Annotated in this window: 21 protein-coding genes; 3 read left to right on the top strand and 18 right to left on the bottom strand. The window is 67.0% G+C overall.

Features of this window, described 5'->3' with window-relative positions; all coding sequences use genetic code 11:
- Positions 1-72 precede the first annotated feature (72 nt).
- Entirely contained in the window at positions 73-1,713 is a 1,641-nt protein-coding gene (locus CZ375_RS02910; RefSeq protein WP_077597809.1) for a L,D-transpeptidase family protein, read from the top strand.
- 288 nt (positions 1,714-2,001) lie between these two features.
- On the opposite strand, the gene ffh is transcribed toward CZ375_RS02910, so the two are convergent.
- The 14 genes from ffh to CZ375_RS02840 all read right to left on the bottom strand — a co-directional run bounded on the left by ffh (position 2,002) and on the right by CZ375_RS02840 (position 16,867).
- The gene (ffh, locus tag CZ375_RS02905; RefSeq protein WP_077597808.1) at positions 2,002-3,411 is read right to left on the bottom strand and encodes a signal recognition particle protein; all 1,410 of its coding nucleotides are present in this window, start codon (positions 3,409-3,411) and stop codon (positions 2,002-2,004) included.
- A 3-nt stretch (positions 3,412-3,414) separates the two neighbouring features.
- A complete protein-coding gene (ftsY, locus tag CZ375_RS02900; RefSeq protein ID WP_077597807.1) occupies positions 3,415-4,320 on the bottom strand; it encodes a signal recognition particle-docking protein FtsY in 906 nt (301 codons plus the stop codon).
- Positions 4,320-7,859, bottom strand: a complete 3,540-nt coding sequence (gene smc / locus CZ375_RS02895; protein WP_077597806.1) for a chromosome segregation protein SMC — start codon at positions 7,857-7,859, stop codon at positions 4,320-4,322. The genes ftsY and smc overlap by 1 nt, the downstream gene beginning before the upstream one ends.
- 21 nt (positions 7,860-7,880) lie before the next feature.
- The gene (rnc, locus tag CZ375_RS02890; protein WP_077597805.1) at positions 7,881-8,621 is read right to left on the bottom strand and encodes a ribonuclease III; all 741 of its coding nucleotides are present in this window, start codon (positions 8,619-8,621) and stop codon (positions 7,881-7,883) included.
- An 11-nt stretch (positions 8,622-8,632) separates the two neighbouring features.
- The gene (locus CZ375_RS02885; RefSeq protein WP_077597804.1) at positions 8,633-8,872 is read right to left on the bottom strand and encodes an acyl carrier protein; all 240 of its coding nucleotides are present in this window, start codon (positions 8,870-8,872) and stop codon (positions 8,633-8,635) included.
- Between the two features lie 57 nt (positions 8,873-8,929).
- Positions 8,930-9,922: a phosphate acyltransferase PlsX gene (plsX, locus tag CZ375_RS02880; RefSeq protein ID WP_077597803.1), complete on the bottom strand. Its 993-nt coding sequence runs from the start codon at positions 9,920-9,922 to the stop codon at positions 8,930-8,932.
- A 92-nt stretch (positions 9,923-10,014) separates the two neighbouring features.
- Positions 10,015-10,194, bottom strand: coding sequence for a 50S ribosomal protein L32 (gene rpmF / locus CZ375_RS02875; protein ID WP_009279317.1), 180 nt, complete (start codon positions 10,192-10,194; stop codon positions 10,015-10,017).
- 149 nt (positions 10,195-10,343) lie between these two features.
- Positions 10,344-10,919 carry a YceD family protein gene (locus CZ375_RS02870; protein ID WP_077597802.1) on the bottom strand — a complete coding sequence of 192 codons (576 nt, stop codon included), beginning with the start codon at positions 10,917-10,919 and terminating at the stop codon, positions 10,344-10,346.
- Positions 10,920-10,922: 3 nt separating this feature from the next.
- Entirely contained in the window at positions 10,923-11,420 is a 498-nt protein-coding gene (locus CZ375_RS02865) for an ATPase (protein WP_077597801.1), read from the bottom strand.
- Positions 11,421-11,523: 103 nt separating this feature from the next.
- Complete coding sequence (gene coaD, locus CZ375_RS02860; RefSeq protein ID WP_077597800.1) at positions 11,524-12,036, bottom strand: pantetheine-phosphate adenylyltransferase; 513 nt, start codon at positions 12,034-12,036, stop codon at positions 11,524-11,526.
- On the bottom strand, positions 12,033-12,608 hold the full coding sequence (locus CZ375_RS02855) for an RsmD family RNA methyltransferase (protein ID WP_077598736.1): 576 nt from the start codon (positions 12,606-12,608) through the stop codon (positions 12,033-12,035). Before CZ375_RS02855 ends, coaD begins: the two co-directional genes overlap by 4 nt.
- 5 nt (positions 12,609-12,613) lie before the next feature.
- Positions 12,614-14,776 (bottom strand): ATP-dependent DNA helicase RecG, encoded by a 2,163-nt coding sequence (gene recG / locus CZ375_RS02850; protein ID WP_077597799.1) that lies wholly within the window; start codon positions 14,774-14,776, stop codon positions 12,614-12,616.
- Positions 14,777-14,792: 16 nt separating this feature from the next.
- Positions 14,793-16,463: a DAK2 domain-containing protein gene (locus tag CZ375_RS02845; protein WP_077597798.1), complete on the bottom strand. Its 1,671-nt coding sequence runs from the start codon at positions 16,461-16,463 to the stop codon at positions 14,793-14,795.
- Between the two features lie 50 nt (positions 16,464-16,513).
- Complete coding sequence (locus CZ375_RS02840) at positions 16,514-16,867, bottom strand: Asp23/Gls24 family envelope stress response protein (protein WP_077597797.1); 354 nt, start codon at positions 16,865-16,867, stop codon at positions 16,514-16,516.
- A 260-nt stretch (positions 16,868-17,127) separates the two neighbouring features.
- Between CZ375_RS02840 and rpmB the strand changes: the two genes are divergently transcribed.
- Positions 17,128-17,331 (top strand): 50S ribosomal protein L28, encoded by a 204-nt coding sequence (gene rpmB / locus CZ375_RS02835; RefSeq protein WP_077597796.1) that lies wholly within the window; start codon positions 17,128-17,130, stop codon positions 17,329-17,331.
- Between the two features lie 359 nt (positions 17,332-17,690).
- Here rpmB and CZ375_RS02830 read toward each other — a convergent pair whose 3' ends face one another.
- Complete coding sequence (locus tag CZ375_RS02830; protein WP_159438350.1) at positions 17,691-19,055, bottom strand: thiamine diphosphokinase; 1,365 nt, start codon at positions 19,053-19,055, stop codon at positions 17,691-17,693.
- A gap of 174 nt (positions 19,056-19,229) precedes the next feature.
- Between CZ375_RS02830 and CZ375_RS02825 the strand changes: the two genes are divergently transcribed.
- Entirely contained in the window at positions 19,230-19,415 is a 186-nt protein-coding gene (locus CZ375_RS02825; protein ID WP_077597794.1) for an FmdB family zinc ribbon protein, read from the top strand.
- A 167-nt stretch (positions 19,416-19,582) separates the two neighbouring features.
- On the opposite strand, the gene CZ375_RS02820 is transcribed toward CZ375_RS02825, so the two are convergent.
- The 3 genes from CZ375_RS02820 to def are packed head-to-tail and all read right to left on the bottom strand — an operon-like array spanning position 19,583 to position 22,484.
- Positions 19,583-21,016, bottom strand: a complete 1,434-nt coding sequence (locus tag CZ375_RS02820) for an RsmB/NOP family class I SAM-dependent RNA methyltransferase (RefSeq protein ID WP_077597793.1) — start codon at positions 21,014-21,016, stop codon at positions 19,583-19,585.
- 1 nt (position 21,017) lies between these two features.
- The gene (gene fmt / locus CZ375_RS02815) at positions 21,018-21,929 is read right to left on the bottom strand and encodes a methionyl-tRNA formyltransferase (protein ID WP_077597792.1); all 912 of its coding nucleotides are present in this window, start codon (positions 21,927-21,929) and stop codon (positions 21,018-21,020) included.
- A 9-nt stretch (positions 21,930-21,938) separates the two neighbouring features.
- Positions 21,939-22,484, bottom strand: a complete 546-nt coding sequence (gene def / locus CZ375_RS02810) for a peptide deformylase (protein ID WP_077597791.1) — start codon at positions 22,482-22,484, stop codon at positions 21,939-21,941.
- Positions 22,485-22,545 lie beyond the last annotated feature (61 nt).

The following is a 22,545-nucleotide window of genomic DNA, read 5'->3' as shown; positions in this document are numbered from 1 at the left end:
GCTAGAATGGCACATACTGCGTAAAAGTACAGCCTTTTGGCTGCTAATTGATAGCTTTTCGGAGATTCACCCATGAGCGATACCAAGCAGTTCGAAATCCTGACAGGCGACGAGTCTCCGCACGAGCAGGCCTTTGCCGCGCTCGCCTCCCCTGCGGCGCCAGCCACCCCGTCGGGGGGCCGTGGCAGGCATTTCAGGACCGAGGCCGCGCCAGGGGATGGCGGAGGCGATGCCGGCGAGACGACGGGGGGCCTGCCTGCGGGGGCGGCAGGCGTCATCCCCTGCAGGGGCAGGCGCGTGGGCACGCACCGCACGGCCAAGTTCGTCGTGGGCAGCCTGGGCGGCCTTGCCCTGCTCTACCTTGGCGGAGTCGTCGCATGGTCGAGCGTCTACATGCCCAACACCACCCTTAACGGTCGCAACGTCTCGCTGCAGAGCGCGAAGAGCGTTGCCAGGAGCTACGAGAGGGAGCTTGGCAGCTACGAGCTCGCCGTGAGCGGTGACGGCACGAGCTTCAGCGTGAAGGCGTCGGAGATCGGGCTGGACTCCAGCTGGCCGGCCGCCGTTGACAACGCTACCAAGCAGGAGAACGTCTGGGCGTGGCCCTACCTGATCGTCTCGGGCAACAGGCTCGAGGCGAAGCTCACTCCCCGCTTCGACGAGGCCAAGCTCGACGCCATCATAGAGAGCGGAATAGCCGAGACCAATAAGGGTGCCACGCAGCCCACGAACGCCAGCCTGAGCTACAGCGCCGAGAGCAAGCGCTTCGAGATGATGCCCGAGAAGCCTGGGACTGCCATAGATCCCCGCCTGGTGAAGGAGCGCCTGGTCGAGGCCTTCGCCCATTCCAAGTCGTCGGTGACCCTGGACAAGGACGTGCTCGTTCAGCCGAGCATCACGAGCTCCACCAAGCAGCTGGTCGACGCGCAGCAGCAGGCAAACAAGATGCTGTCCGCCACGCAGACCCTTACCTCCAACGGGCAAAGCCCCGAGGTGCTGGGCACGGACACCGTGTCTGCCTGGGTCAAGGTGGCAGACGACCTCTCCGTAAGCCTGGACAAGGATGCCATGGTCACCTGGGCGCGTGGGGACTTCTCGAAGGCACATGACAGCGTTGGCGCAGCACGCAGCTACACCAGGGCCGACGGCAAGCAGGTGAGCGTCTCGGGCGGCTGCTACGGTTGGTGCGTGGACGGCCAGGCGCTGGCAGACACCCTCTACAACAACATTTCCTCCGGGAGCGCCGCGAACGTCGAGATTCCTTACAGCTCGACTGCCGCCACCGTCAACCCCGGCGGTGCCGACTGGGGAAATCGATACATCGACTGCGACCTGAGCGAGCAGTATGCGCGCATGTACGATGGGAGCGGGTCCCTCATCTGGGAGTCTTCCCTGGTGTCAGGCGATCCCAGCGAGGACCGTGGCACCCCTGAGGGCGTCTGGGCCATCAACTCCAACATGTCAACCGACCAGACCCTGCTCGGGCTGGACGAGAACCACGACGGTGAGCCCGACTACAAGAGCCATGTCAATTACTGGATGCCGTTCAAGGACAACCTCATAGCGTTTCACGACGCGGGCTGGCGCGGAAGCTTTGGCGGCAGCATCTACTGGGGCAACGGCAGTCACGGCTGCGTCAACCTGCCGCCCGCGGCTGCGGCCGAGCTCTTCGAGCTCGTCGAGGTTGGTGACGTGGTGGTTGTCCACAGCTAGGCTCGACGGCCGAGATACCCGCACCGCAGGCGTGTGGTTTGGTTCACCCATCGAGAGAGTCCCGGTGGGCGAATTTGCCATGTGGGGAGTTTTCTGAGCGGTCGGGGCACGTCTGCCCACCCGTGGGGCCTCTGGGGGTGGGCGAATACACCGATTGCGCCTCTCTCGGCCGAGAGTGACGCGTTGGCCCACCTGCAGGGCACCTAGATGTGGTTAGACACGTAAAAAAGCGCCTCTCTCGGCCGAGAGAGGCGCTTTGGAGCACTTTAGCGCGCTGGCCCGCGTCGCCTAGAACGGAAGCTTGCCTGCGCCCATGCCGCCCAGGCCGCCCATTCCTCCCATGCCCATGTTGCGCATCATGCCGCGCATCTGGCGCATGGACTTCTTGGACGAGCCTCCCTTGGCGAACTGCCGCATCTTGCCCATCATCTTGTTCATCTCGCCCCACTGCTTGAGGACCTGGTTGACCTCCTGCACGCTGCGTCCGGAGCCTGCGGCGATGCGCTTGCGCCTCTGCCCGTTGATCTTCTTGGGCTTGAGGCGCTCCTCGGTGGTCATGGAGCGGATGATGGACTCTATGCGCACCAGCTGGTCCTCGTCGGCCATGTCAGAGCCACCTTGCCTCAGCATGCGTTCGCCCCCGGGCAGCATCCCAATCATCTTCTGGAGGCCGCCCATCTTGCGGATCTGCTGCAGCTGGTCGAGATAGTCGTTCATGTTAAAGCCCTCGAGCAGCATGCGTTCGGCGTCGGCGAGCTGCTGCTCGTCGGCCACCTTCTGCGCCTGCTCGATGATGCCGTAGACATCGCCCATGCCCAGGATGCGCTTTGCCATGCGGTCGGGATGGAACACCTCGAGGGAGTCGGGCTTCTCGCCCATGGACACGAACTTGATGGGCTTGCCCGTCACCTCGCGCACCGAGAGGGCGCCGCCGCCGCGGGCGTCACCGTCCATCTTGGACATGATCACGCCGTCAAAATCCACGCGCTCCGCAAAAGTGGAGACCACGTTCACGATGTCCTGGCCACCCATGGCGTCCACCACCATGAGGATCTGGTCCGGCCTGACCGCGTCCTTGATGGCCACCGCCTCGGCCATCATCTCCTCGTCTATCTGCAGGCGGCCGGCCGTGTCCACGATCACGATGTCGTTGAGGTGATCGACCGCCTCCTGGATGGCCTCGGAGGCCACCCTGACGGCATCCTTGCCGTCGCCGCGCCACACGCGCACGCCGATCTCGCCGCCAAGGGTGGCAAGCTGGTCGGCGGCGGCAGGTCGGTGTGTGTCGCAGGCAGCCAGAAGCGGGCTGTGGCCCTGCGCCTTGAGCAGGTAGGCCAGCTTGGCCGAGGCCGTGGTCTTGCCCGAGCCCTGCAGGCCCACCATCATGATCACGTTGGGGGTGCGGTTCTGCGCCAGCACCAGCTTTGACTCGCTGGAGCCCAAAAGCTGCGTGAGCTGGTCCAGGACGACGCGCACCACGTTCTGCGCGGGCGTCAGCGAGGAGAGGACCTCGGCGGTCATGCACTTCTCCTTGCACGCCGCCACGAAGCCCTTCACCACGCGATAGTTGACGTCCGCCTCGAGCAGGGCCATGCGGATCTCTCTCATGGCGGAGCTGATGTCGTCCTCGGTCAGGCGTCCCTTGCCCCTGAGGGCGTCAAAGGTGGATTGGAGTCTGTCTGAGAGGCTGTCGAACATGCGCTACTTCCCTTCGCCAGCGCCCACGAGCGCGCGGCAGAACTCGAGCGCGTCGAAGGCCTGGAGGTCGTCTATGCCCTCTCCCACGCCAATGCGGAAGATGGGGAGCTTGAGCTTGTCTGCGATTCCCACGGCGATGCCGCCCTTGGCGGTGCCGTCGAGCTTGGTGACGATGAGGCCGTCAAGGTCCAGGGCGTCGTTGAACTCCTTGGCCTGCGCAAGGCCGTTCTGCCCGGTGGTGGCGTCGATCACGAGGACCACGCACACGGGCATCTGGGCGCGCCTGCGGGTGACGCTGACCACCTTGGCCAGCTCTCGCATGAGCTCGGGACTGGTGTGCAGGCGACCTGCCGTGTCAACCAGCACGAGGTCGGCACCCGTGTCCTCGGCGCGGGCCACCACGTCGTAGCAGACGCTCGCGGGGTCTGCGCCGCGCTCGCGGGTGACCACCTCGCAGCCGGAGCGCTCTCCCCAGACCTGCAGCTGCTCGATTGCTGCGGCACGGAAGGTGTCCGCCCCGCCAATGACGCAGCCAAGCCCGGCCTGATGGGCGGCGCCCGCGAGCTTCCCCACCGTGGTGGTCTTGCCGGCACCGTTTATGCCCACGAAGAGCACGCAGGACGGGACGTCCGAGAAGGGGTCGCGCGCGGCAGCGGGAAAGAGCTCCGAGAGGCGCCTGGCGAGCGCCTCCTTGAGCTGGCCCGCGCTGCGAAGGTTCTCTCGCGCCGCCTGCTCGCGAAGGTCGTCCGAGACCTTGAGCGCAACCTCGGCACCCATGTCACCCATGACGAGACGGTCCTCGAGCTCCTCCCAGAACTCCTCGTCCACCTCGCCACCCATGTAGAAGATCTCGCTCAGGGCCTCGCGCGAGCGCGTCAGGCCCTGCAGAAGCCTATCCCTCAGGCCCATCAGGCATCGACCACCTTTCCGCTTGCCTTGTCCAGGCGCTGGCTGACCACATGGCTCACGCCGTCGGCCTGCATGGACACACCATACAGGACGTCCGCCTGCTCCATCGTGCGCCTCTGGTGGGAGATGACGATGAGCTGGGTGGACTCCTTGAGCCGCTCGATGGCGTCGAGCAGCTTGGAGAGGTTGGAGTCGTCAAGGGCGGCCTCAACCTCGTCGAACACATAGAACGGCACCGTTCGGGTCTTGTAGACGGCAAAGAGCAGGGCCAGCGCCGTGAGAGACTTCTCCCCGCCGCTCATGAGGGTCATCTTCTGTATCCTCTTGCCGCGCGGCTGCGCCACGATCTCCACGCCGGTCTCGTCCAGGTGGTCTGGGTCGAGAAGCTCCAGATGGGCCTGGCCGCCAGGGAAGAGCAGGGAGAAGATCTCTGCGAAGTTGCCGTTGACGGCATCGAAGATGACCAGGAACTGTCGGCGCATCTTGCGCTCGATGGCAGCCGTGATCTTCTGGAGGGACTTGCGGGCGCGCTCGAGGTCCTCCACCTGCTCGCGGATGTAGTCCGCACGGGCCTTGAGCTGCTCGAACTCGTCCATGGCGACCTCGTTGACGGGCCCAATGTGCTCGAGGTCTCGCCTGAGGCGAGAGAGCTCGCCCTCCAAGGCGCCTCGGTCCTCGGGCTCGGGGAGCTCCAGGGCATCCTCCAGGGGGAAGCCGTCCGCGGTGATGGCATGTATCGCCCCCTCGACCTGCACCTCGAGCCTTCCCTTCTCCACCTTGACATCGCCTTCGGACGCGCGGGCGCGCTCGAGCTCTCCCGCTGCGGCAGACACGGCCTCGCGCGCGTCCGAGATGGTCTTCTTCAGGGAGTCGGAGTCCGCCTCCGCCAGGGAGGCGCGGTCCTTCAGGCGAGCCGCCCACGCGAGGGCGCGCTCCCGGATTGCGTCATAGCGCCCGTGCAGGGGCTCCACGCGCAGGCGCAGCACCTCCAGGGCATCTGCGGTGGCAAGCGTCCTCTCACGCCTGGCGTCGAGGTCCTTGAGCTGACGGGCGAGCTGCTCCTCGCTCACGGCAAGGTGGTTGCGCCTCTCGGCGACCGTGGCAAGCTTGAGCCTTGCCTCGGAGAGCCTGCCCTCGGTGTCCCCCTCCTCGCGCGAGGCCTGCGAGCGCTGCCCCGAGACCTCTTCCAGCTCCTCGGCAAGCTCCTTCGCACGTGCGGCTGCGGAAGCCGCCAGGGACTTGTGGCGCTCCACCTCCTCGCGTGCCCTCGACGCCCGCTCCCCCGCGGCGGCGCGGCCCTTGATGACCTGCTCCTTCTCGGAGCTGGCCTGACGCAGCTGGGACTCGAGGCGGGCGAGCTCGGAGCCCACGGACGAGAGCTCACCCGCCAGGCGTGCCTCCTCGCCCTTGGCCTGGGCGCTCTCGTCGAGTGCGGAGGCAAGCTCCGCCTCGGCCCGAGCGACTGCCGCGGACGCCTCGGAAAGGGCCGTCTCAAGGGCGGGCATGCCCTCACGCACCGAGCGCATGCGACGCTTGCGCTCGAGGGCCCCCTGCTCTGATCCGAAGGAGAGCCCGACTATGGTCCTGCCGTCGGGGAGGGCGCACACGCCATCGAGGCTCACGTAGGTGAGCGCGGGGCAGCTCTCGTGGGCAAGAACCGCCTCGCGAGCCCCCTCCACCAGGCGGACGTCACCCAGAAGGCTCTCCACCAAGGAGCGCGCATCCTCTCGTATCGTCAGCTCCGCGGCAAGGCTCCTGCCGGGAAGGCCGTCCTCGACCTTGCGGCCATGCGGCCCCTCGGAAAGGCTCACCAGGGCGGCGCGGCCCCGCACGCCCAGGGAAAGGCCCTTCTCGGCAAGTCCGATCACGGACTCGCCGCTGCCGACGACCAGGGCCGAGAGGTCCTCCCCAAGAAGGGACTCGATGATCTTCTCAAGCTCCGCCGGGGCCTCCACCAGATCGGCCAGGCGACAGCCGACCTCGTCTCCCGCCTCCCGGGAGAGGGCGGCGACCAGCGCGCTCGCGTTCTCTGCCTGGGAGTCGACCGCCTCGAGGGCAGAGAGCGTGGCCCGGCTGCGCGAGAGCCTGTCTCGTGAGCTGGACTCGCCGGCGCGCGCCTGCCTCAGGGTCTCCTTGCATCCGCCGACGCGAGAGGCGCTTTCCTCCCCCGCCTTGCGGGCGGCCGAGAGCCGCTCCTCGAGCTCGCGCCTGCGCTTGCCACGCTCATCGACGGCGGCCTGGGCAAGGTCCAGCGCGTCCGCGATCTGCGCCAGGCGGCTGGCGAACATCTGGTCCTCTACCTCGGCGCTGGAGATCTGGTCACGGAGCTTCGCATACGCCAGCGTCTCTTGGTCCGCCTCGCGCTGCGCCGCCCTCTGGTCTGCGGTGAGCTGCGCCACACGGCTCCCCAGCTGCCTCCTGCGCTCCTTTGCCTCGCGGGCCGCGGGAGCCAGCTCGCTCACGCGCCCCTGCAGCTCCTCCGCCTGCACGCGCACCTCCGAGAGCTCCCTCGCGGCGCTCTCGTGCGACAGGGCGGCCTCGGAGCGCTGGCGCTCCATGGCGGACAGGCTCATGCGCATCTCCGAGAGGCGCGAGACCATGTTCTTACCCTTCTCCTCCAGGAGGCGCATGTCGGAGTCCATGCGACCCAGCACGTCCTGCATGCGGCGGCGCTGCTCGCCCAGATCACCCACGAAGATGCCCTTCTGCTCGAGAAGGGACTGGTAGCGCTCGAGGTCGGCGGTCTTGCCGTCCAAGCGGTACTGCGCAAGCTCTATGGCGGCCTCGGCCTCGCGGCCACGCTCCTCGAGCCGCTGATAGCGCCTCTGGAGCTGGCGCAGGTCGTCCACGGCAAGGATCCTCGTAAGCTCCGAGGCGCGAGCGGTCAGGGCCTTGTGGCGCTGGGCCTTGTCCACCTGCCTCTCGAGGGGCTTGAGCTGGCGGGCGATCTCGCGCTCTATGTCCTTGGCGCGCAGCAGGTTCTCCTGCATGGCAGCGATCTTGCGCTCGGAGCGCTCCTTGCGCCGACGATGCTTGGAGATGCCCGCGGCCTCCTCGATGAGCTCGCGCCTCTCCTCTGGCCGGCTCGCCAGTATGGAGTCGAGCTTGCCCTGGGAGATGATGGAGTGCGTGTCCTTGCCAAGGCCGGAGTCGTGCAGGATGTCCGTGATGTCCCTCAGGCGGCTTGGGGCGCCGTTGATGAGGTACTCGGACTCTCCGGAGCGGTACATGCGTCTGGTGAGGGCGATCTCCGAGAAGTCTATGGGCAGGGCATGGTCGGTGTTGTCCAAGGTGAGCGTGACCTCGGCCAGACCCACGGCCGAGCGTCCCGAGGAGCCCGAGAAGATGACGTCCTCCATGGCCTGGCCGCGCAGCATCTTCGCGCTCTGCTCGCCCAGGACCCAGAGTATCGCGTCCGAGATGTTGGACTTGCCGCTGCCGTTGGGACCCACCACCACGGTGAGGCCCGGGTCGAACACCATGGTCGTCTTGTCCGCAAAGGACTTGAAACCCTTGAGCGCAAGAGATTTGAGATACACGTTGACCGGGCCCTTCCCTGCCTAGGAGCTCTGCGAGGAGCGAGCGGCGCCCGATCCTGCGTCCACGGCGGGCACGTAGCCCAGGCGCTCGAGCGCGTCGAGGGCGGCGCGGGACTCGGACTCCTTCTTCGAGGAACCCACGCCCCTGCCCACGCGGCGGCCGTCCACCAGGACCGCCGTGGTGAAGGTGGGGTCGTGCGCAGGCCCCTCCTCCGCCTCAAGCTTGTACTCGGGCGCGCACCGCCAGTCGCGCTGGGTGACCTCCTGCAGGCGAGACTTCGGCGAGAGGGGACGCTCGGCGAGCTTGGGCGAGACGTGTGGGGCCAGGGTGGCGCTCACGAACTCGTGCGTGGTCTCGAAGCCGGCGTCCAGGTAGAGGGCACCCACGATGGCCTCGTAGACGTTTTCCAGCGCGGAGTTGAGGCCTCGTGCACCAGTGCCCTTCTCGGACTCGCCGAAGATGATGTGGTCGGCCAGGCCAAGGTCCGCGGCGACCTTGCTGAGCGTGACGCCCGAGACGAGGGAGATCTTGAGTCGCGTGAGCTCTCCCTCGTCCATGCCCGGGAAGCGCTCGAAAAGGTCCGTGGCGACCATGGCCCCCAGAATCGAGTCTCCCAGGAACTCGAGGCGCTCGTAGGAGGCGGAGACCGGATGATTCTCCACCGCAGAGGGATGGGTTATCGCCGAGGTGATGAGTGCCTGGTCGTCGAAGTGGTAGTCCAAGATCTGCTCGACGGCGACGACATGCTTGTGTGCCTTCAACTGATACGCCCCTAGCCCCTGCAGCACTCGATGGCGCGCACGGCATCACCGATGGTGGCGATGGAGTTGAGCTCCTCGTCCTCGAGCGTCGCGGCAAACTCGTCCTCGAAGCTGGTGACCAGCTCGAGCAGGTCGAAGGAGTCTGCGCCAAGGTCCTTGAACGCCGTGTCCTCGCCGAGCCCTGCCGCATCGACCTCAAGCTCCTCGGATGTGAGCAAGATCACTTTTTCGAGAATGCCGTCGTGGTCCATGGAAACCTCCTCGTAGCGTCGTGAGACATCGAGTTCATTGTACCGTGCGCCGGCACGCTAGCTGGCAAGGGAGATCTCCTCGGCTATTTTGTCCACAAGACCGGAGCGGACGGCAGAGGCGCAGGCAAGCGTTCCGTTCTTCACGGCGGACACGGACGTGGCGCCATGGCCGATGATGACGGGCGACTTGAGGCCGAGCAGCATGGCTCCGCCGTACTCGTCTCCCGAGAGGCCTGCCGCGATCTCCTTGAGGGCGGGCTTCAGGAGAAGAGCCCCCGCGGCGGCGCGCCTGGAGTCCCCCACGGCACGCCTGAGCTCGCCCAGGATGAACTTGGCGGTGCCCTCCAAGGTCTTCAGGGCAACGTTTCCCGTGAAGCCATCCGTGACGATGACGTCAAAGCGGCCCGCGAGCAGGTCGCCTCCCTCGCAGTTGCCCACGAACCACGTGGGGCCGGCGGCAACGAGGGCCGCATGGGCGGCCAGGGTGGCCTCCGACCCCTTCGTCTCCTCGGACCCGTTGGAGAGCAGGGCCACCTTGGGGTCCTCGACGCCCAGGGCGAGCCTGGCATAGGCACGGCCCATCTGGGCGAACTGGACCAGCATCTCCGGGCGGGCGTCCGCGTTGGCACCCATGTCCAGAAACACGCTGCGGCGCCCGGTGGAACCAGGGATGGAGCTTGCGATGCAGGGGCGCTTGACGGAGCGCACGCGCCCCACCCCCGTGCTCGCGGCGGCGAAGATGGCACCGGTGGAGCCTGCGGAGAAGAACCCCTCGGCATCCCCCTTGCGCACGGCGGCGCAGCCCAGGACGATGCTTGAGCCCCTCTTGGAGCGCACAGCCTCGGCGGGGTGCTCCTCCATGCCGATGACCTCGGTGCTCACCAGGGCCCGGGCGCGCTCGTGGGCCGCGGCGAAGGGAACCACCAGCGCCTCGTCACCCGCGACGAGGACGCTGAGCTCGCTGTCTTCAAGAAGCGCCTCCTCGACCCCCTTGAGGACGAACTCAGGGCTCTCGTCGCCACCCATGGCGTCAACGCAGATGCATGTCATGATGCCTCCCTGCGGGCGCGCAGGGGCGCCCGATATGAAAAGGAGACCGACCCCCTTGGGGCCGGCCTCCCAGGCCACGTCATTCGAAGAGACTACTCGGTGACAACGACCTCACGGTCCTTGTAGTAGCCACAGTTGGGGCACACGTGGTGCGGAAGCTTGGGAGCGCCGCACTGGGGGCACACGGAGCGTGCCGGAGCGGCGAGCTTGCTGTTGGCCGAACGACGAGTGTGCGTGGCGCCACGGCCCTTTTTCTGCTTGGGAACTGCCATCTTGAACCTCTCTTAGACTCACCTAACGCCCGCGCGCTATACCCGAGCGGTCTTTCCTGCAAACACACGAGAAGAGACTATACCATGCCCGCAGCATCTGCGGGGACAAACAGCAATTCTTCATCGCAGAAACTGCCCCGGGGCGGACGCTACGAGTCCGCACCGTCCGAGAGCTCCAGGCCCTTGAGCACCGCGAAGGGGTTGGACTCCATGCGCTCGCGCTGCGCCTCCCTCTCGAGCTGGACGGCGTGACCACAGTCCTCGTGGTTGAGGTTTGCCCCGCAGACCGGGCAGAGGCCCGCGCAGTCCTCGCGGCAGAGCACCACGTAAGGAGTCTCCATGAGGACGGCCGAGGAGAGCGCATCGGTCAGGTCTATGCTGTGGTCCGGCAGGACCAGGGAGTAGTCGACCTCGTCCTCTTCGTCTGCGCCCTGGACCTCTCCGGGGTCATGGAAGAGATAGTACTCGTCAACCTCCCCCACGACGTCGAACTCGGCCATGTCCAGACAGCGGTCGCAGCTGCCCTGCACGTGCCCCCGCACGATGCCCGTGACGAGGATGCCCTCGCCGGCATTGGTGAGCACGAGGTCGAAGTCGAGGCCAAAGGGAAGGGCGAAGTCATGCTCGCCCAGGCGGTAGCCCTCGTCGTCCATGTGACCGGCGAAGGGAAGGCTGTCGCCTGGGTTGGCGAGGCGCTCGTCCAGCGTGAGGATCTGCGGCTTCATGGCTTACCAGGGAACGTTGTTGGTCTGGTTGCGAGGGCCGGAGTTCTCGTCGAGCGTCTGGCGCACGCGGCCGACCGAGTTGGTGAGCGACTTGAGGTTGTCCTCGAGGTGCGCGAGGACGGTGTCCGCGTACTCCTCGGCGTTATAGCGGGTGTCGCGCTCGTACTGCGAGGCACGGTCGCGGATGTCGTCCGCCTGCTGCTGGGCGAGGCGCACGACCTCTTGGTCGCCGGCCAAGATCATGGCCTGCTGCTGGGCGTCCGCAATGATGGCGTCCGCCTGCTGCTGGGCGCGCTCGAGGGTCTCGGACTCCTCCTTGACGATGCGACGGGCGTCGGCAAACTCCTGGGGGAAGACCCTGCGGATCTCATCCAGAATCTCATAGACGTCCTGCGCGTCGACGATCTTCTTCTGACCGCCGGCCGCAAAGGGCGTCTTGCCCTCGCTCACGATCTGCTCGAGCTCGCCGACCAGGCTCTCTATTTCCTCACCCGGCTGCATACGGGACTCCTTTCGATTCTGCCTGCGACCCGGTGCCGCATCCGTGCCTGCGATACAGGCCGCGCCGATGCCATGTTAGCAGATTGCCCAAACGGTCATGCAGCTAGGACCTGAAGTGATCCCGCAGATGGCGCTCGACGCAGGACGGGACGAGAAAGCCCACGTCCGTGCCCAGCGAGGCGAGCTCGCGGACGATGGACGAGGAGACGTAGCCATACTTGGGGTTGCTCATGACGAAGACGGACTCGAGGCCTGGCGCCATGTAGCTGTTGAGGTCTGCCTGCTGCAGCTCGTACTCGAAGTCGGTCATGGCCCGCAGGCCCTTGACCACTCCCCCCGCGCCAAGCTCGCGGCAGAACTCGACGAGCAGCCCCGAGAAGGGCAGCACGCTCACCCCGTCCTCGAGGCCCTGCTCGCAGAGGGCCTCCCTGAGCATGCCCACGCGCTCGTCCAGGGCAAAGATCGGACCCGAGCCGTTCTTGCCGACCGAGGCGGCAACGGCGACGCTCACCTGCGGGAAGAGCCTGCGGGCACGCCTGATGACGTCCAGGTGCCCAAAGGTCACCGGGTCGAAGGTGCCGGGGACCACCACGTGGCCGATGGTGCTCTCGCTCATGCTTTGTCTCCCATGCGATAGAGGCTCACGGCTGTGGCGGCGCGAGACTTCTCCTTGACGAGGCGCGCGGCGGGCAGGCCGAGGCCGGGCGACTTCCTGTCATGCTCGTAGAGGACGAGCGCCGACGGCTCAAGCTGACCGGACGAGGCGAGGGTCTCCACCAGCGCACTCACCTGACCTGCGCCCAAGGCGTACGGCGGGTCAAGAACCACCAGCGAGAAGGGGCCTCCGGGAAGACGCCCGCCCGCCAGGCGCATGACGTCTCCCGTCAGGACGCTGCAGAGGCCCTCGGCACCCAGGGCGCGCGCGTTTCTGCGCACGCGGCCCGCGGACTGGCGGTCTCGGTCCACGAAGCAGCAGCTGCTGGCCCCACGCGAGAGCAGCTCCAACCCAATGGCACCGGAGCCCGCAAACGCGTCCAGGATGCGGACGCCCGAGAGGTCCAGCCCAAAGGCCGAGAGAACCATGGAAGCCATGGCCTCGCGCGTGCGGTCCGTGGTGGGGCGCGTCACGTCCCTGCCTTCGGGCGCCTCGATGGCCCTTCCCCTCCAGGACCCACCGACTATCCTCATGCGGCTCACGCGCGCTCGACCTCCTCGAAGTAGGCCCCGAAACGGTCCCGCAGCTCAAGGGCGAGGGGACGGTGCCTTGGTTCCAAAAGCCCTGGGTCCGCCTCCACGATCCCCAGGGCATCCTCATGGGCAAGCGCCACAAGGTCCCCGTCCACGGCAAGGTCCGAGACCTGCAGGGAGATGCCACCGTGCTGGCGGTATCCCAGCAGCTCCCCCTCATGGCGCAGCCTCAGGTCCATCTCGGCAAGCTCCGCCCCATCCGTGCTGGCCTCAAGGGCCGCAAGCCGCTTGCGGGCCGGCGTCCCTCGCCTGGCCGCGCAGGAAAGGAAGACGCTCCCCTCAAGGTCGCCCCTGCCCACGCGACCGCGCAGCTGGTGAAGGGTCGCAAGGCCGAATCGGTCCGCGTCGTGAACGAGCATCACGGTGGCATTGGGCACGTCCACGCCCACCTCGACCACCGTTGTCGACACGAGGACGTCCACCCTCCCGGCGTGGAAGCCCTCCATGGCCGCGTCCTTTTCCTGGGCAGACATGCGCCCGTGCAGAAGGGAGCATCGCAGCTCGGGAAACACACGCTCCGAGAGCTCGCGAAGGGTGGAGACGGCGGAGTGCAGGCGCTTGGCGCGGGAGAGGCTCGACTCGGGCAGCTCCTCCAGCTGCAACCCGTCATCCGAGTCGTCCACGAGAGGGCAGATCACATAGGCCTGCCGTCCCCTCTCGCAGGCCTCGCGAATGGCCGCATAGGCAAGGTCAAGGGACTCCGGGGCGATGCAGCTCGTCTTAACCCCAGCCCCCGGGCGAGGGCGATGGCGAATGCGGGAGCAGTCGAGGTCACCATAGAGCGAGAGCGCCAGCGTGCGCGGGATGGGCGTGGCCGTCATGGCCAGAAGGTCCGCCCCCGGCCCCTTGCGTCGCAAGGCCGCGCGCTGGTCGACGCCAAAGCGGTGCTGCTCGTCGATGACCGTGAGGCTGAGCGAGGCGAAGTCCAGGTCGTCCGAGAGGAGCGCCGTGGTGCCGAAGGCCACGCAGGTCTCGCCCGAGGCGATGCCCCTTGCCGCGAGCCGGCGCTCTTCCGGGGGCGTGGAGCCCGTGACCAGGGCCCACGAGACATGCGCCGCGGTGAGCCAGGGCCCCATGACCTGCGCGTACTGGCGTGCCAGAACCGAGGTGGGCGCCATCATGGCAGCCTGCAGGCCGCTGTCCGCCACCGCCGCGAGGGCCAGGGCGGCAACGGCCGTCTTGCCCGTTCCCACGTCTCCCAATAGCAGGCGGTTCATGACCCTGGGAGCGGCCATGTCCGAGAGTATCTGGCCTGCCGCCTCGCGCTGCTCCCCAGAGAGGGAGAAGGGCAGGGCGGAGACGAGCGCCTCCAGGCGTGGGCCGTCCGTGCGATGCGCGTGCGGGCGAATGTCACGCAGCTCCATCTGCTGGCGGGCCCTGAGGGTGAGCTGCAGGCAGAGGAGCTCGTCAAAGGCGAGGCGTCGTCGAGCCGCCTCGCGCGCAGCTTGAGAGCTGGGAAAGTGCAGCTCCCGCAGGGCACGGGAGAGGCTCATGAGCCCGCGTTCGGCAACAAGCGAGGAAGGCAGGAAGTCACACACGTCCCCCCTGTCCGCGAGGGCGGCGGCAACGATGCGTCGCATCCAGGAGGCGGAGAGCCCATCCCCCACGGAATGCACGGGCAGGATGCGAGCATAGCCCGAGGATGCCTCCCCCGGCTCCAGGCGCTCGAAGAAGGGCGAGCGCAGCTGCTTGAAGCCGTAGGCAAACTCGACTCTGCCCGAGAGCGCGACAACGTCTCCCGGCTTGAGCTGCTCGGCAATCCAGGGCTGGTGAAAGAAGCTCGCCTGAATGACGCCCGTGGCGTCCAGCGCGAAGACCTCCACGACCTGCATGCGGGGTCGGGGCCGCTTGAGGGTCACCTTGTCCACCGTGGCGACGATGGTGCTGTCCTGCCCCACGTCCGCGTGGGCGATGTCAGTGGTGTGGCTGAAGTCGAGGTAGCGATGGGGGACGCGCAGCAGGAGGTCGCGCACGCGACGAACGCCCAGGCGCAGCAAGGCGTCACGTCTCGCCCCCGAGACATACCTCAGGAGCGAGACGTCATCCGTGAGGGAGCAGCTGCAGGACAGCCGGTCCGCGACCGTCGCTATGGTAGGCTCATGCGCCACGAGACTATGGCAGGCCCTACTCGATGGAGAAGATCACCGGGTAGAGGGGTTGCTCGCCGCGGTGGGAGTCGATCTCGAGGTCCGGCTGGGCCTCCCCGATCGCCTCGAGCAGGTGCTGGAAGGCCTCGTCCGAGAGGTCGCAGCCCGCCAGGATGGTGAGGGTGTCCCCCTCCTCTTCCTCCTGCATGCGAGAGATGACCTCAAGGGTGACCTGCTCCACGTCCTTGCCCACGACCTCGATGGCACCGCCCTCGATGCCCATGACGTCGCCGGCATGGATGGGGGTGCCGTCCGCGGCGGCGGAATCGCGCACGGCAGAGGTCACCTCCCCGTCACGCAGCTCGACGATGGCGGCGCCCATCTCCTCGGCGTTGTCCTCGAGCGAGGCGTCGGGGTCGGCCACGAACATGGCTGCGAAAGCCTGCAGGACGCTCTTGGTGGGAACGACGGCCACCTGGACGTCCTCGCTCGCGCTTGCCGCAGCCTCGGCAGCCATGCGGATGTTGCCGTTGTTGGGCAGCACGATGACCGCGTCGGCGTTGCAGCCCTCGATGGCCGAGAGGATGTCCGCCGTGGAGGGGTTCATGGTCTGGCCGCCCGAGACGATCACGTCAACGCCCAGGGACCTGAGGATCTCTGCCTGGCCCGAGCCGGCGGCGACTGCCACGAAGCCCAAGGCCTTCTTGGGCGCGTCTGCCTTGGGGGCAGCCTGGTCCTCCCTGATGGACTCGGTGCGCTCGTGCGCCTCGAGGTCCATGTTGTGCACGAAGACGTTGAAAATCTGCCCGCGATGCAGCATGTGCCGCAGCACACGGTCGGGGCGGTTGGTGTGGACATGAATCTTGTAGTCCGGGTTGTTGCCCACCAGAAGCTCGCAGTCGCCCATGGTGGAGAGGTACTTGAGGTTGGCCGCCTCGTCGAAGTCGGGGCTGTCGGCATGGAAGAGGAACTCGGTGCAGTAACGGAACTCGGAGCCCTCCCAATCGTCGTTGAGCTCGATGGCAACGACGTCCGCCACGTGGGACTTCGCGCCCTCGGAGTCGACGGTGGTCTTGAAGTCGGTCAGCTCGCCGGCCTTGCCCTCGTAGGCGTTGACGAAGGCCTCGATGAAGGTCGCAAGGCCATAGGCACCAGAGTCCACCACTCCGTTCTCCTTGAGGACGGGCAGCAGGTCCGGGGTGCGAGCCACGGACTCGTATGCCTCGACCACTATGGCGTCAAGCGCCTCCTGGGGGGTTGACCTGGCCTTCTCGAGCTGGTCCGCGCGGGCGGAGATGTCCTTGAGCACCGTGAGGATGGTGCCCTCGACGGGCTTGCGGACGGCCTTGAAGGCAACCTTCACGCCATTGCGCAGGGCGAAGGCGATGTCTGCCGTCGTGGCCTGGGGACCCTTCGCGTTGGTCAGGCCCTCGGCCACGCCACGCAGGATCTGGCTGGTGATGACGCCGGAGTTGCCGCGTGCGCCCATGAGGGATCCATGGGTGATGGCCTTGGCGATGTCATCCATGGAGGCGCCTGCCGGAAGGGCGCCTATCTCCTTGACCACGGTGCCCAGGGTGAGGGACATGTTGGTGCCCGTGTCCCCGTCGGGCACGGGGAAGACGTTGAGCTTGTTGATCTCCTCGGCCTTGTCGGCAACGACCTGGGCGGCAACGGGGAAGCAGCTGCGGATGGAGTTGGCAATCATGGTATCGAGAACCTCGGTTCCTCTTGGCTTGTTGGGAAGGCGCCCTGGCGCTAGCGCGCGGTGGCGATGCGCATGCCGTCTATGTGCACGCGCACGTCCACGTCCTTGAGCTCGGCAATCTGCGCGAGCAGGAACTTCACGGAGCTCACGAGGTTGTCCGAGACCGACGACATGTTGATGCCCATCTCGACCATGACGTGCAGGTCCACAACCACGCGGCCGTCCTGGACGGACACCCCGACGCCCTTGCGCAGACGGTAGGTTGGCAGCAGGCGGACAATGCCCTCCTGCTCGTCGGTGGCGGTCATGCCCACGACGCCATAGCACTCGAGGGCCGCGTAGCCCGCGAGGTCGGCGATGCAGTCGTTTGACACTTTGAGGCTTCCAGGAACGACCCGAGCCATGTCTTCTCCTCTCGTCTGCCGCCTGTGGCGGCCCGAGCATGAATCTAAACCATAGTATCCTAGTTGGGTGGGCGCTGCACGAACGCAGGCGGACAAGGGACGCCGCCCCGCTCCGAGATGGGCGCTTCCCTATGGCAGAGGCAACAAAACCACCACAATAAGTTGTGTCCTTGTCTTGCGCCCTTGGGGCCCTGTGCTATATTTACTCAGCACTTTAGAGATTGCGAGCGCTCGCGCGCCGCCTTTTGGAGGTCGTAAACATGTCGAAGGTCTGTGATATCTGCGGTAAGCACGCCGTTGCTGGTCGCTCAATTAGCCACTCCCACCGCACCGTCAGCCGCGCGTTCAAGCCCAACATCCAGCGAGTCACCATTTTCGAGAACGGCCGTGCCGTGAAGAAGAACGTCTGCACCCGCTGCCTCAAGAAGGGCAACCTCGCCCGCTCCGCAGCTCAGGCCAAGTAGCCATCCCCACCTTCGCTTGATTTGCCAGGGCCCCGCATGGGGCCCTTTTTCATGCCAAATGAAGCCTGGCGGCCGGATGTCAAGGTTGCCCGAGACACCGGCAGGTGTGTCAACGCGCGGTTCTTGACGCTTCTTGGGGTGACGCGGCGGGTTCGCCCACCCCAGAGTTGGAAGCAGGTGGGTCGAAGCGCACGCTTTGGCGAAAAGGGCCTCTAGGCGACGCGTTCACCCACCAAAACCAGGGCAAGAGGTGGGCGAACGCGTTGTTTTTGTCAAGCCTGGGCATCTAAACGCACATTGACCCACCCCATGGACACGTACAGGTGGGCGAACTCGACGCTCATGAGCAAATACGCTCCCTAAGTGCGAGTTGACCCATCTCCGCCCATGAGGAACACCGCCAGGGCGCCCTCATGGCAGCTCACGCGCGCATCATCTGACGTCACCACGTTGGAGATTCCCTCATCTCCCAGCAGGGGGAGCTCACGGTGGCTCAGCTCCCAGCGCACGCCCGTCTCGGAACAGACGCTCTGCGGCAGAAGCGCAACCACGGAAAGCGTGCAGCCCCGTGCCCTCGGGCCCAGATCCCAGGCTCCGGCGCCCCCGGGACTGAGCACGCGGCACTCGAAGTCGTCCTCGACCATCCGAGGAGATGCCTCGCTCAGCCTCAGGAGCTGGCCGATCACGCCCAGGGCATGGTCGGGGCGCCCTCCTGACGCGCAGCTGAGGCAGAGCTCGAGCCTCTTTTCCTGTCGCGCCGCCTCGTGACGGGCGCTCTCCAGGGCAAGGGCGAGGTCGGTGGCGTACTTCTCGCTGGGGAAGTCGAGATTGACGAGAGAGGCCTCGTGCCCCCACGAGGCCCCCTCAGGGCTGGCGGAATCGGAGTCCCCGCAGAACACCTGCGGCGCAACGCCCGCGGCGCGCAGCGTGTCGATCCCGCGATCGGCCGCGACCACGTAATCCGCCTCGCTCGCAAGGCGGGCGACCAGCCCAGGGGAGCTGGGCGCGGGCGAGCCGGCCACCACCAACGCGCGCAGCACCCCGTGCCCCTGAGCCCGTGGCCTCTCGAAATCCTGGAGAATCGGGAGCGAGAGGTCGATGTAGCCGTGCGAGAAGATGTCCGAGAGCCTCCGGCAGAGCTCCCGGTCGCGTCCGTCATGCTCGTTATATACGCAGGCGCAGGGGAACCCCGCCTCTCGCGCGCTCCCCAGGCCCGTCGGGGAGTCCTCGAAGACCCAGGTGCTCTCGAGGGGGGTCCCCAAAAGCTCGAGGGCCGCGAGATAGATGTCCGGATGCTCCTTTCCCCGCGCGATGGTAGAGACGTCCACGATGTGGTCGAAATAGTCGCGTATGCCCCACGCCTCGAGGGCGAAGGTCAGCTCCCGCAGCGTGGTGCAACTGGCCACGCAGAGGGGAATGCCCGCCGCGCGGAGCTGCCTGAGCAGATCCAGGCAGCCATCGATGAGGCTCACCTTGCTACGGTAGCCCTCGCGCGCCATCTGGCCGAACTCCTCGAGGAGCTGCCCGCCCGTCTTCTGCACCCCATAGCGCGCGTGCAGGAGCTCGCACATGGCGTCAAGGGGGACCACCTCCGTCTCCTCGAAGACGCGCTCCGGGTCGGCCACGCCATTCTGCGCGAGGAGCCCGAGGGTGACCTCGCGCCACATGGGCATGGAGTCCATGAGGGTGCCGTCGCAGTCGAAGATCGCTCCGGTGATTGCCATATCTCCCCCATCCGAGGACGCCGGAGGCGACCCCATAGCGCGCACGCGAGTCCATTCGTTGTGGAGCCCGGCCGCTGACCCAAACGAGATGCCCCAAACGGTCGCTCCTTGGGTACAGTATGCAACGTTGGCCGCGGGAACCGTCCGCGGGTGAGCAAGCGTCGGAGGAAGAACATGGCCCGTTACGACTACAAATGCAGCAACTGTGGAACCACCTTTGAGGTCGAGCACCCCATGAGCGCCCGTCCCGAGGTGCGTTGTCCCAGCTGCGGCGAGAGGGCCGAGCGCGTGTTCACCACCTCGGGAATCGTGTTCTCGGGCTCTGGCTTCTACAACACCGACCAGAAGCACTCCAAGTAGGCTTCTCGTCCCTCTGTTCTGCGTTGCGCCGCCTTGTCCTCTTGGGCAGGGCGGCGCCCCTGTCGGGAGGGCTGCCCCACGGCGGTCCTGCGGCAGCGGGCCAACACGCGCCTCTCGGCCGAGAGGCGCGTGTTGGCCCAGCTCGGCGGGTCTGGCGGAAGGCCCGGCTAGAGCCCTCGGCGACGCAGGAGGGCGCAGAAGTGCGCGTCAGGGCCACCCGGGCGCTGGGGAAAGCACAGCATCCCGGAGGAGCCCCCGCCAGGGTGGACGTCTTCCAGCCATGCCTGCAGGGGCTCCGGCTCGAACTCCTCGCCAAGCTCTGTGGAGAGAAACGACGCGACAACGTCCTCGTCCTCCGCGCGCAGGGCCGAGCAGGTGCCATAGAGCAGCGCCCCACCCGCGCGCACGTGGCTCGCCGACGCCTCGAGCAGGCGCAGCTGCAGCGCCGGGAGCTCCCCCTCACCACCGGTGGATACCGACCTCTCCCCCAAGGACCAAGCTATCTCGGGATGACGCCTCAGGGTGCCCACGCCCGAGCAGGGCGCATCGACAAGCACCAGGTCGAAGCCGCGATCGAGCGCGTCGGGAAGGCCCGGGGCATCCAGCAGCGAGCCATCGAGGTTAATCGTGCGGCAATGGCGCGCACAGCCTGCCCTCAGAACCCGGTCGGTGGCAAGCTTGCACTTGAACGGCTCCAGCTCGACAGAGATGACATCGAGCTCGCATCCCGCAGACTGCGCAAACGACTGCATGAGCAGGGTCTTGGTGCCCCTTCCCTGCCCCAGCTCCAGCACGCAGGGAGGCTCGCCTCCCGAGCGGCTTCCCAGCGCGACGCGCGAGGCGAGCAGCGCCACCTTCTGAGCGGACAGGTCCGCGGGCATCAGGTCCACGTTGTCAACCAGGCCGGAGCCCGCAAGGGAAGCCGGGCTTTCCAGCTCGAAGCCCCCTGGGACTACCGTTGGCCTTGGCGCGAGCCCGGCGTCAGAGAGGATCCTCTCCAGGGAGGGCGGGTCGTGGCGAAACGCGTTGGCGGCAACGTAGACCGGGGCGGGGTCTGCAAGGGAGAGGACCAGCTCGCGCGCAAAGCCTGCGCCGCGCGAGTCGACGAGCGCACGGGACATCCAAACGGGAAGGCCCCCCACCAAGGAGAGATCCTCCGCCTGGGTGCCGCCGCCTCGGAGGCGCGCGAGCGCGGACTCGCGGCGTGGCACGTCGCGCTCGGCAACGCGACGCAGCACCGCGTTCGCCAGGCCCGCGCAGCGACGGTTCGCGCGACGCGCGAGCTCCACGCCCTGGCTCACGGCGACAGCCTCGGGCGTGCCAAGAAAGAGCAGCTCGTATGCAGAGATCCTCAACGCGTCGCGCACACGGGGCTCAAGGTGTCCGCCCGGCCTCAGGCAGGCGTCCACAAGGGCGTCAAGCATGCCCCGTGCGGAGACTACCCCCAGCACCAGGCGGGTGGCCAGGGCACGGTCGCGTGCGGCAAGCCCCTCCATGAGCCGAGAGCCACGCAGGAGCTCCCGCGCGCGCGAGTCCCTCAGGCGCTGCTCTCGCAGGAGCGAGAGCGCCACGCGCCTAGCAGGGCTGACGCCGTCCGCCATGCTAGGCAACGCCCCAGCTCAGGCTTCCGCGCAGGCCAGAGGCCCAGGACGACGCGGGCATCTCTCGCTTGCCGTCAGGCTTCACCAGCAGGAGCTCGACGCTCCCGCTCGAGCACCCCAGGAACACCCGCCCCTTGCGCACGAGCACCTGGCCTTGCTCCACCTCCTGGCTTGACACGCGCGCGTCCAGCACGCGAACGCCCTTGCCGCCAAGGCACAGCCGGGCAGGGGCGGCATCCAGCGACGCCTGCACGCGCCTGCGGTTTTCCAGGGCGCCATCCGTGGGGTCCAGCAGCATTTCCGCCTTGTCGATCTTGGCGGCATAGCTCACAAGCTCCGGCTCCTGCTCCCTCCACACCGCACGGCCGGCAGCAATGTCCTCCAGGGCCAGCACCAGTTCGGAGGCGCCCAGCTCGGCAAGCTCCCCCATGAGCTCCGCGCAGGTCTTCTCGGCAAGCTCGACGCTCGCCTGCCTGCACCAGGCACCGGCATCCAGGTCGTGGACGACGCGCATGATGGAAATGCCCACACGCTCGTCCCCCGAGAGCACCGCCCGCTGGATGGGGGCGGCCCCCCTCCAGCGCGGAAGAAGCGACCCGTGCACGTTCACGCAGCCCAGGGGCGCCAGCTCCAGAAGCTCATCCGGAAGGATGCAGCCGAAGGCGGCCACGGCTATCACGTCCGGGCGCGCCTCGGCAACGCGCTCGAGCACCTCGGGAGTCACCCTCTTGGTCTCGAGGACGGGAAGGCCCAGCCCGAGGGCACGCTCCTTGACGGGAGACGGCACCAGCGCCCGCCCTCGGCCACGGACCGCGTCGGGACGCGTGACCACCAGCAAAGGCTCGTGAGCCTGGGCGAGCCGGGAGAGGGAGGGGACCGCGAACGAAGGCGTTCCCATGAAGACGACGCGCATCCTGGCCTCCTAGCCTATGGCCGTCTCGCCCGGAAGGGCACCGGCGGCAACGGCCTCCTGGTAGCTGCGCATGGCCGCAAGGCGACGCGATGGGCTCAGGTGGTCGATCATGGTCACGCCATGCAGGTGGTCGATCTCGTGCTGCAGGCAGACGGCCAGCAGGTTGTCCCGAGCCTCGTAGCGCATGAGGTCGCCATCCAGGTTGAGGGCCTCGACCACCACATGGCTGGGACGCGAGACGGACACGCTGATGCCAGGGAAGGACAGGCAGCCCTCGCTGAAGTCACGCTCAGGCCCGTCCGCCACGACGATCATCGGGTTGACCAGGACGTAGGGGTTGCGGTCGCTCTCGTCGGTGTAGTCGACGTCGATGACCACCACCTGGACGGTCTCCCCAAGCTGTGGCGCGGCAAGCCCGCAGCCGCTGGCGGCGTACATGTCCTTGAGCATGCGCCCCGCAAGGGCCTTGACCTCGTCGTCAATCGCATCGATGGGAGCGCACTCCGTCTTGAGGCGCCCATCCGGTGCGGTGACGATCTCCTGAAGCTCGCTCATTCTTCTCCTCCATGAATCTCGATGCGCCTCGGCAAGGCGGCGCGAAAGGTATGTCTGAACT

The sequence above is a fragment of the Olsenella urininfantis genome (genome assembly GCF_900155635.1).
GTDB lineage: Bacteria > Actinomycetota > Coriobacteriia > Coriobacteriales > Atopobiaceae > Olsenella_G > Olsenella_G urininfantis.
Note: the sequence above shows the minus strand (reverse complement) of the source record. Positions and strands in the feature narration are given on the sequence as shown.

Excerpts from the sequence above, each read along its gene's own strand:
- CZ375_RS02910 (WP_077597809.1), top strand. The coding sequence starts at position 73 with ATGAGCGATACCAAGCAGTTCGAAATCCTGACAGGCGACGAGTCTCCG.
- ffh (WP_077597808.1), bottom strand. The coding sequence starts at position 3,411 with ATGTTCGACAGCCTCTCAGACAGACTCCAATCCACCTTTGACGCCCTC.
- ftsY (WP_077597807.1), bottom strand. The coding sequence starts at position 4,320 with ATGGGCCTGAGGGATAGGCTTCTGCAGGGCCTGACGCGCTCGCGCGAG.
- CZ375_RS02885 (WP_077597804.1), bottom strand. The coding sequence starts at position 8,872 with ATGGACCACGACGGCATTCTCGAAAAAGTGATCTTGCTCACATCCGAG.
- plsX (WP_077597803.1), bottom strand. The coding sequence starts at position 9,922 with ATGACATGCATCTGCGTTGACGCCATGGGTGGCGACGAGAGCCCTGAG.
- rpmF (WP_009279317.1), bottom strand. The coding sequence starts at position 10,194 with ATGGCAGTTCCCAAGCAGAAAAAGGGCCGTGGCGCCACGCACACTCGT.
- CZ375_RS02870 (WP_077597802.1), bottom strand. The coding sequence starts at position 10,919 with ATGAAGCCGCAGATCCTCACGCTGGACGAGCGCCTCGCCAACCCAGGC.
- CZ375_RS02865 (WP_077597801.1), bottom strand. The coding sequence starts at position 11,420 with ATGCAGCCGGGTGAGGAAATAGAGAGCCTGGTCGGCGAGCTCGAGCAG.
- coaD (WP_077597800.1), bottom strand. The coding sequence starts at position 12,036 with ATGAGCGAGAGCACCATCGGCCACGTGGTGGTCCCCGGCACCTTCGAC.
- CZ375_RS02855 (WP_077598736.1), bottom strand. The coding sequence starts at position 12,608 with ATGAGGATAGTCGGTGGGTCCTGGAGGGGAAGGGCCATCGAGGCGCCC.
- CZ375_RS02845 (WP_077597798.1), bottom strand. The coding sequence starts at position 16,463 with ATGATTGCCAACTCCATCCGCAGCTGCTTCCCCGTTGCCGCCCAGGTC.
- CZ375_RS02840 (WP_077597797.1), bottom strand. The coding sequence starts at position 16,867 with ATGGCTCGGGTCGTTCCTGGAAGCCTCAAAGTGTCAAACGACTGCATC.
- rpmB (WP_077597796.1), top strand. The coding sequence starts at position 17,128 with ATGTCGAAGGTCTGTGATATCTGCGGTAAGCACGCCGTTGCTGGTCGC.
- CZ375_RS02830 (WP_159438350.1), bottom strand. The coding sequence starts at position 19,055 with ATGGCAATCACCGGAGCGATCTTCGACTGCGACGGCACCCTCATGGAC.
- CZ375_RS02825 (WP_077597794.1), top strand. The coding sequence starts at position 19,230 with ATGGCCCGTTACGACTACAAATGCAGCAACTGTGGAACCACCTTTGAG.
- CZ375_RS02820 (WP_077597793.1), bottom strand. The coding sequence starts at position 21,016 with ATGGCGGACGGCGTCAGCCCTGCTAGGCGCGTGGCGCTCTCGCTCCTG.
- fmt (WP_077597792.1), bottom strand. The coding sequence starts at position 21,929 with ATGCGCGTCGTCTTCATGGGAACGCCTTCGTTCGCGGTCCCCTCCCTC.
- def (WP_077597791.1), bottom strand. The coding sequence starts at position 22,484 with ATGAGCGAGCTTCAGGAGATCGTCACCGCACCGGATGGGCGCCTCAAG.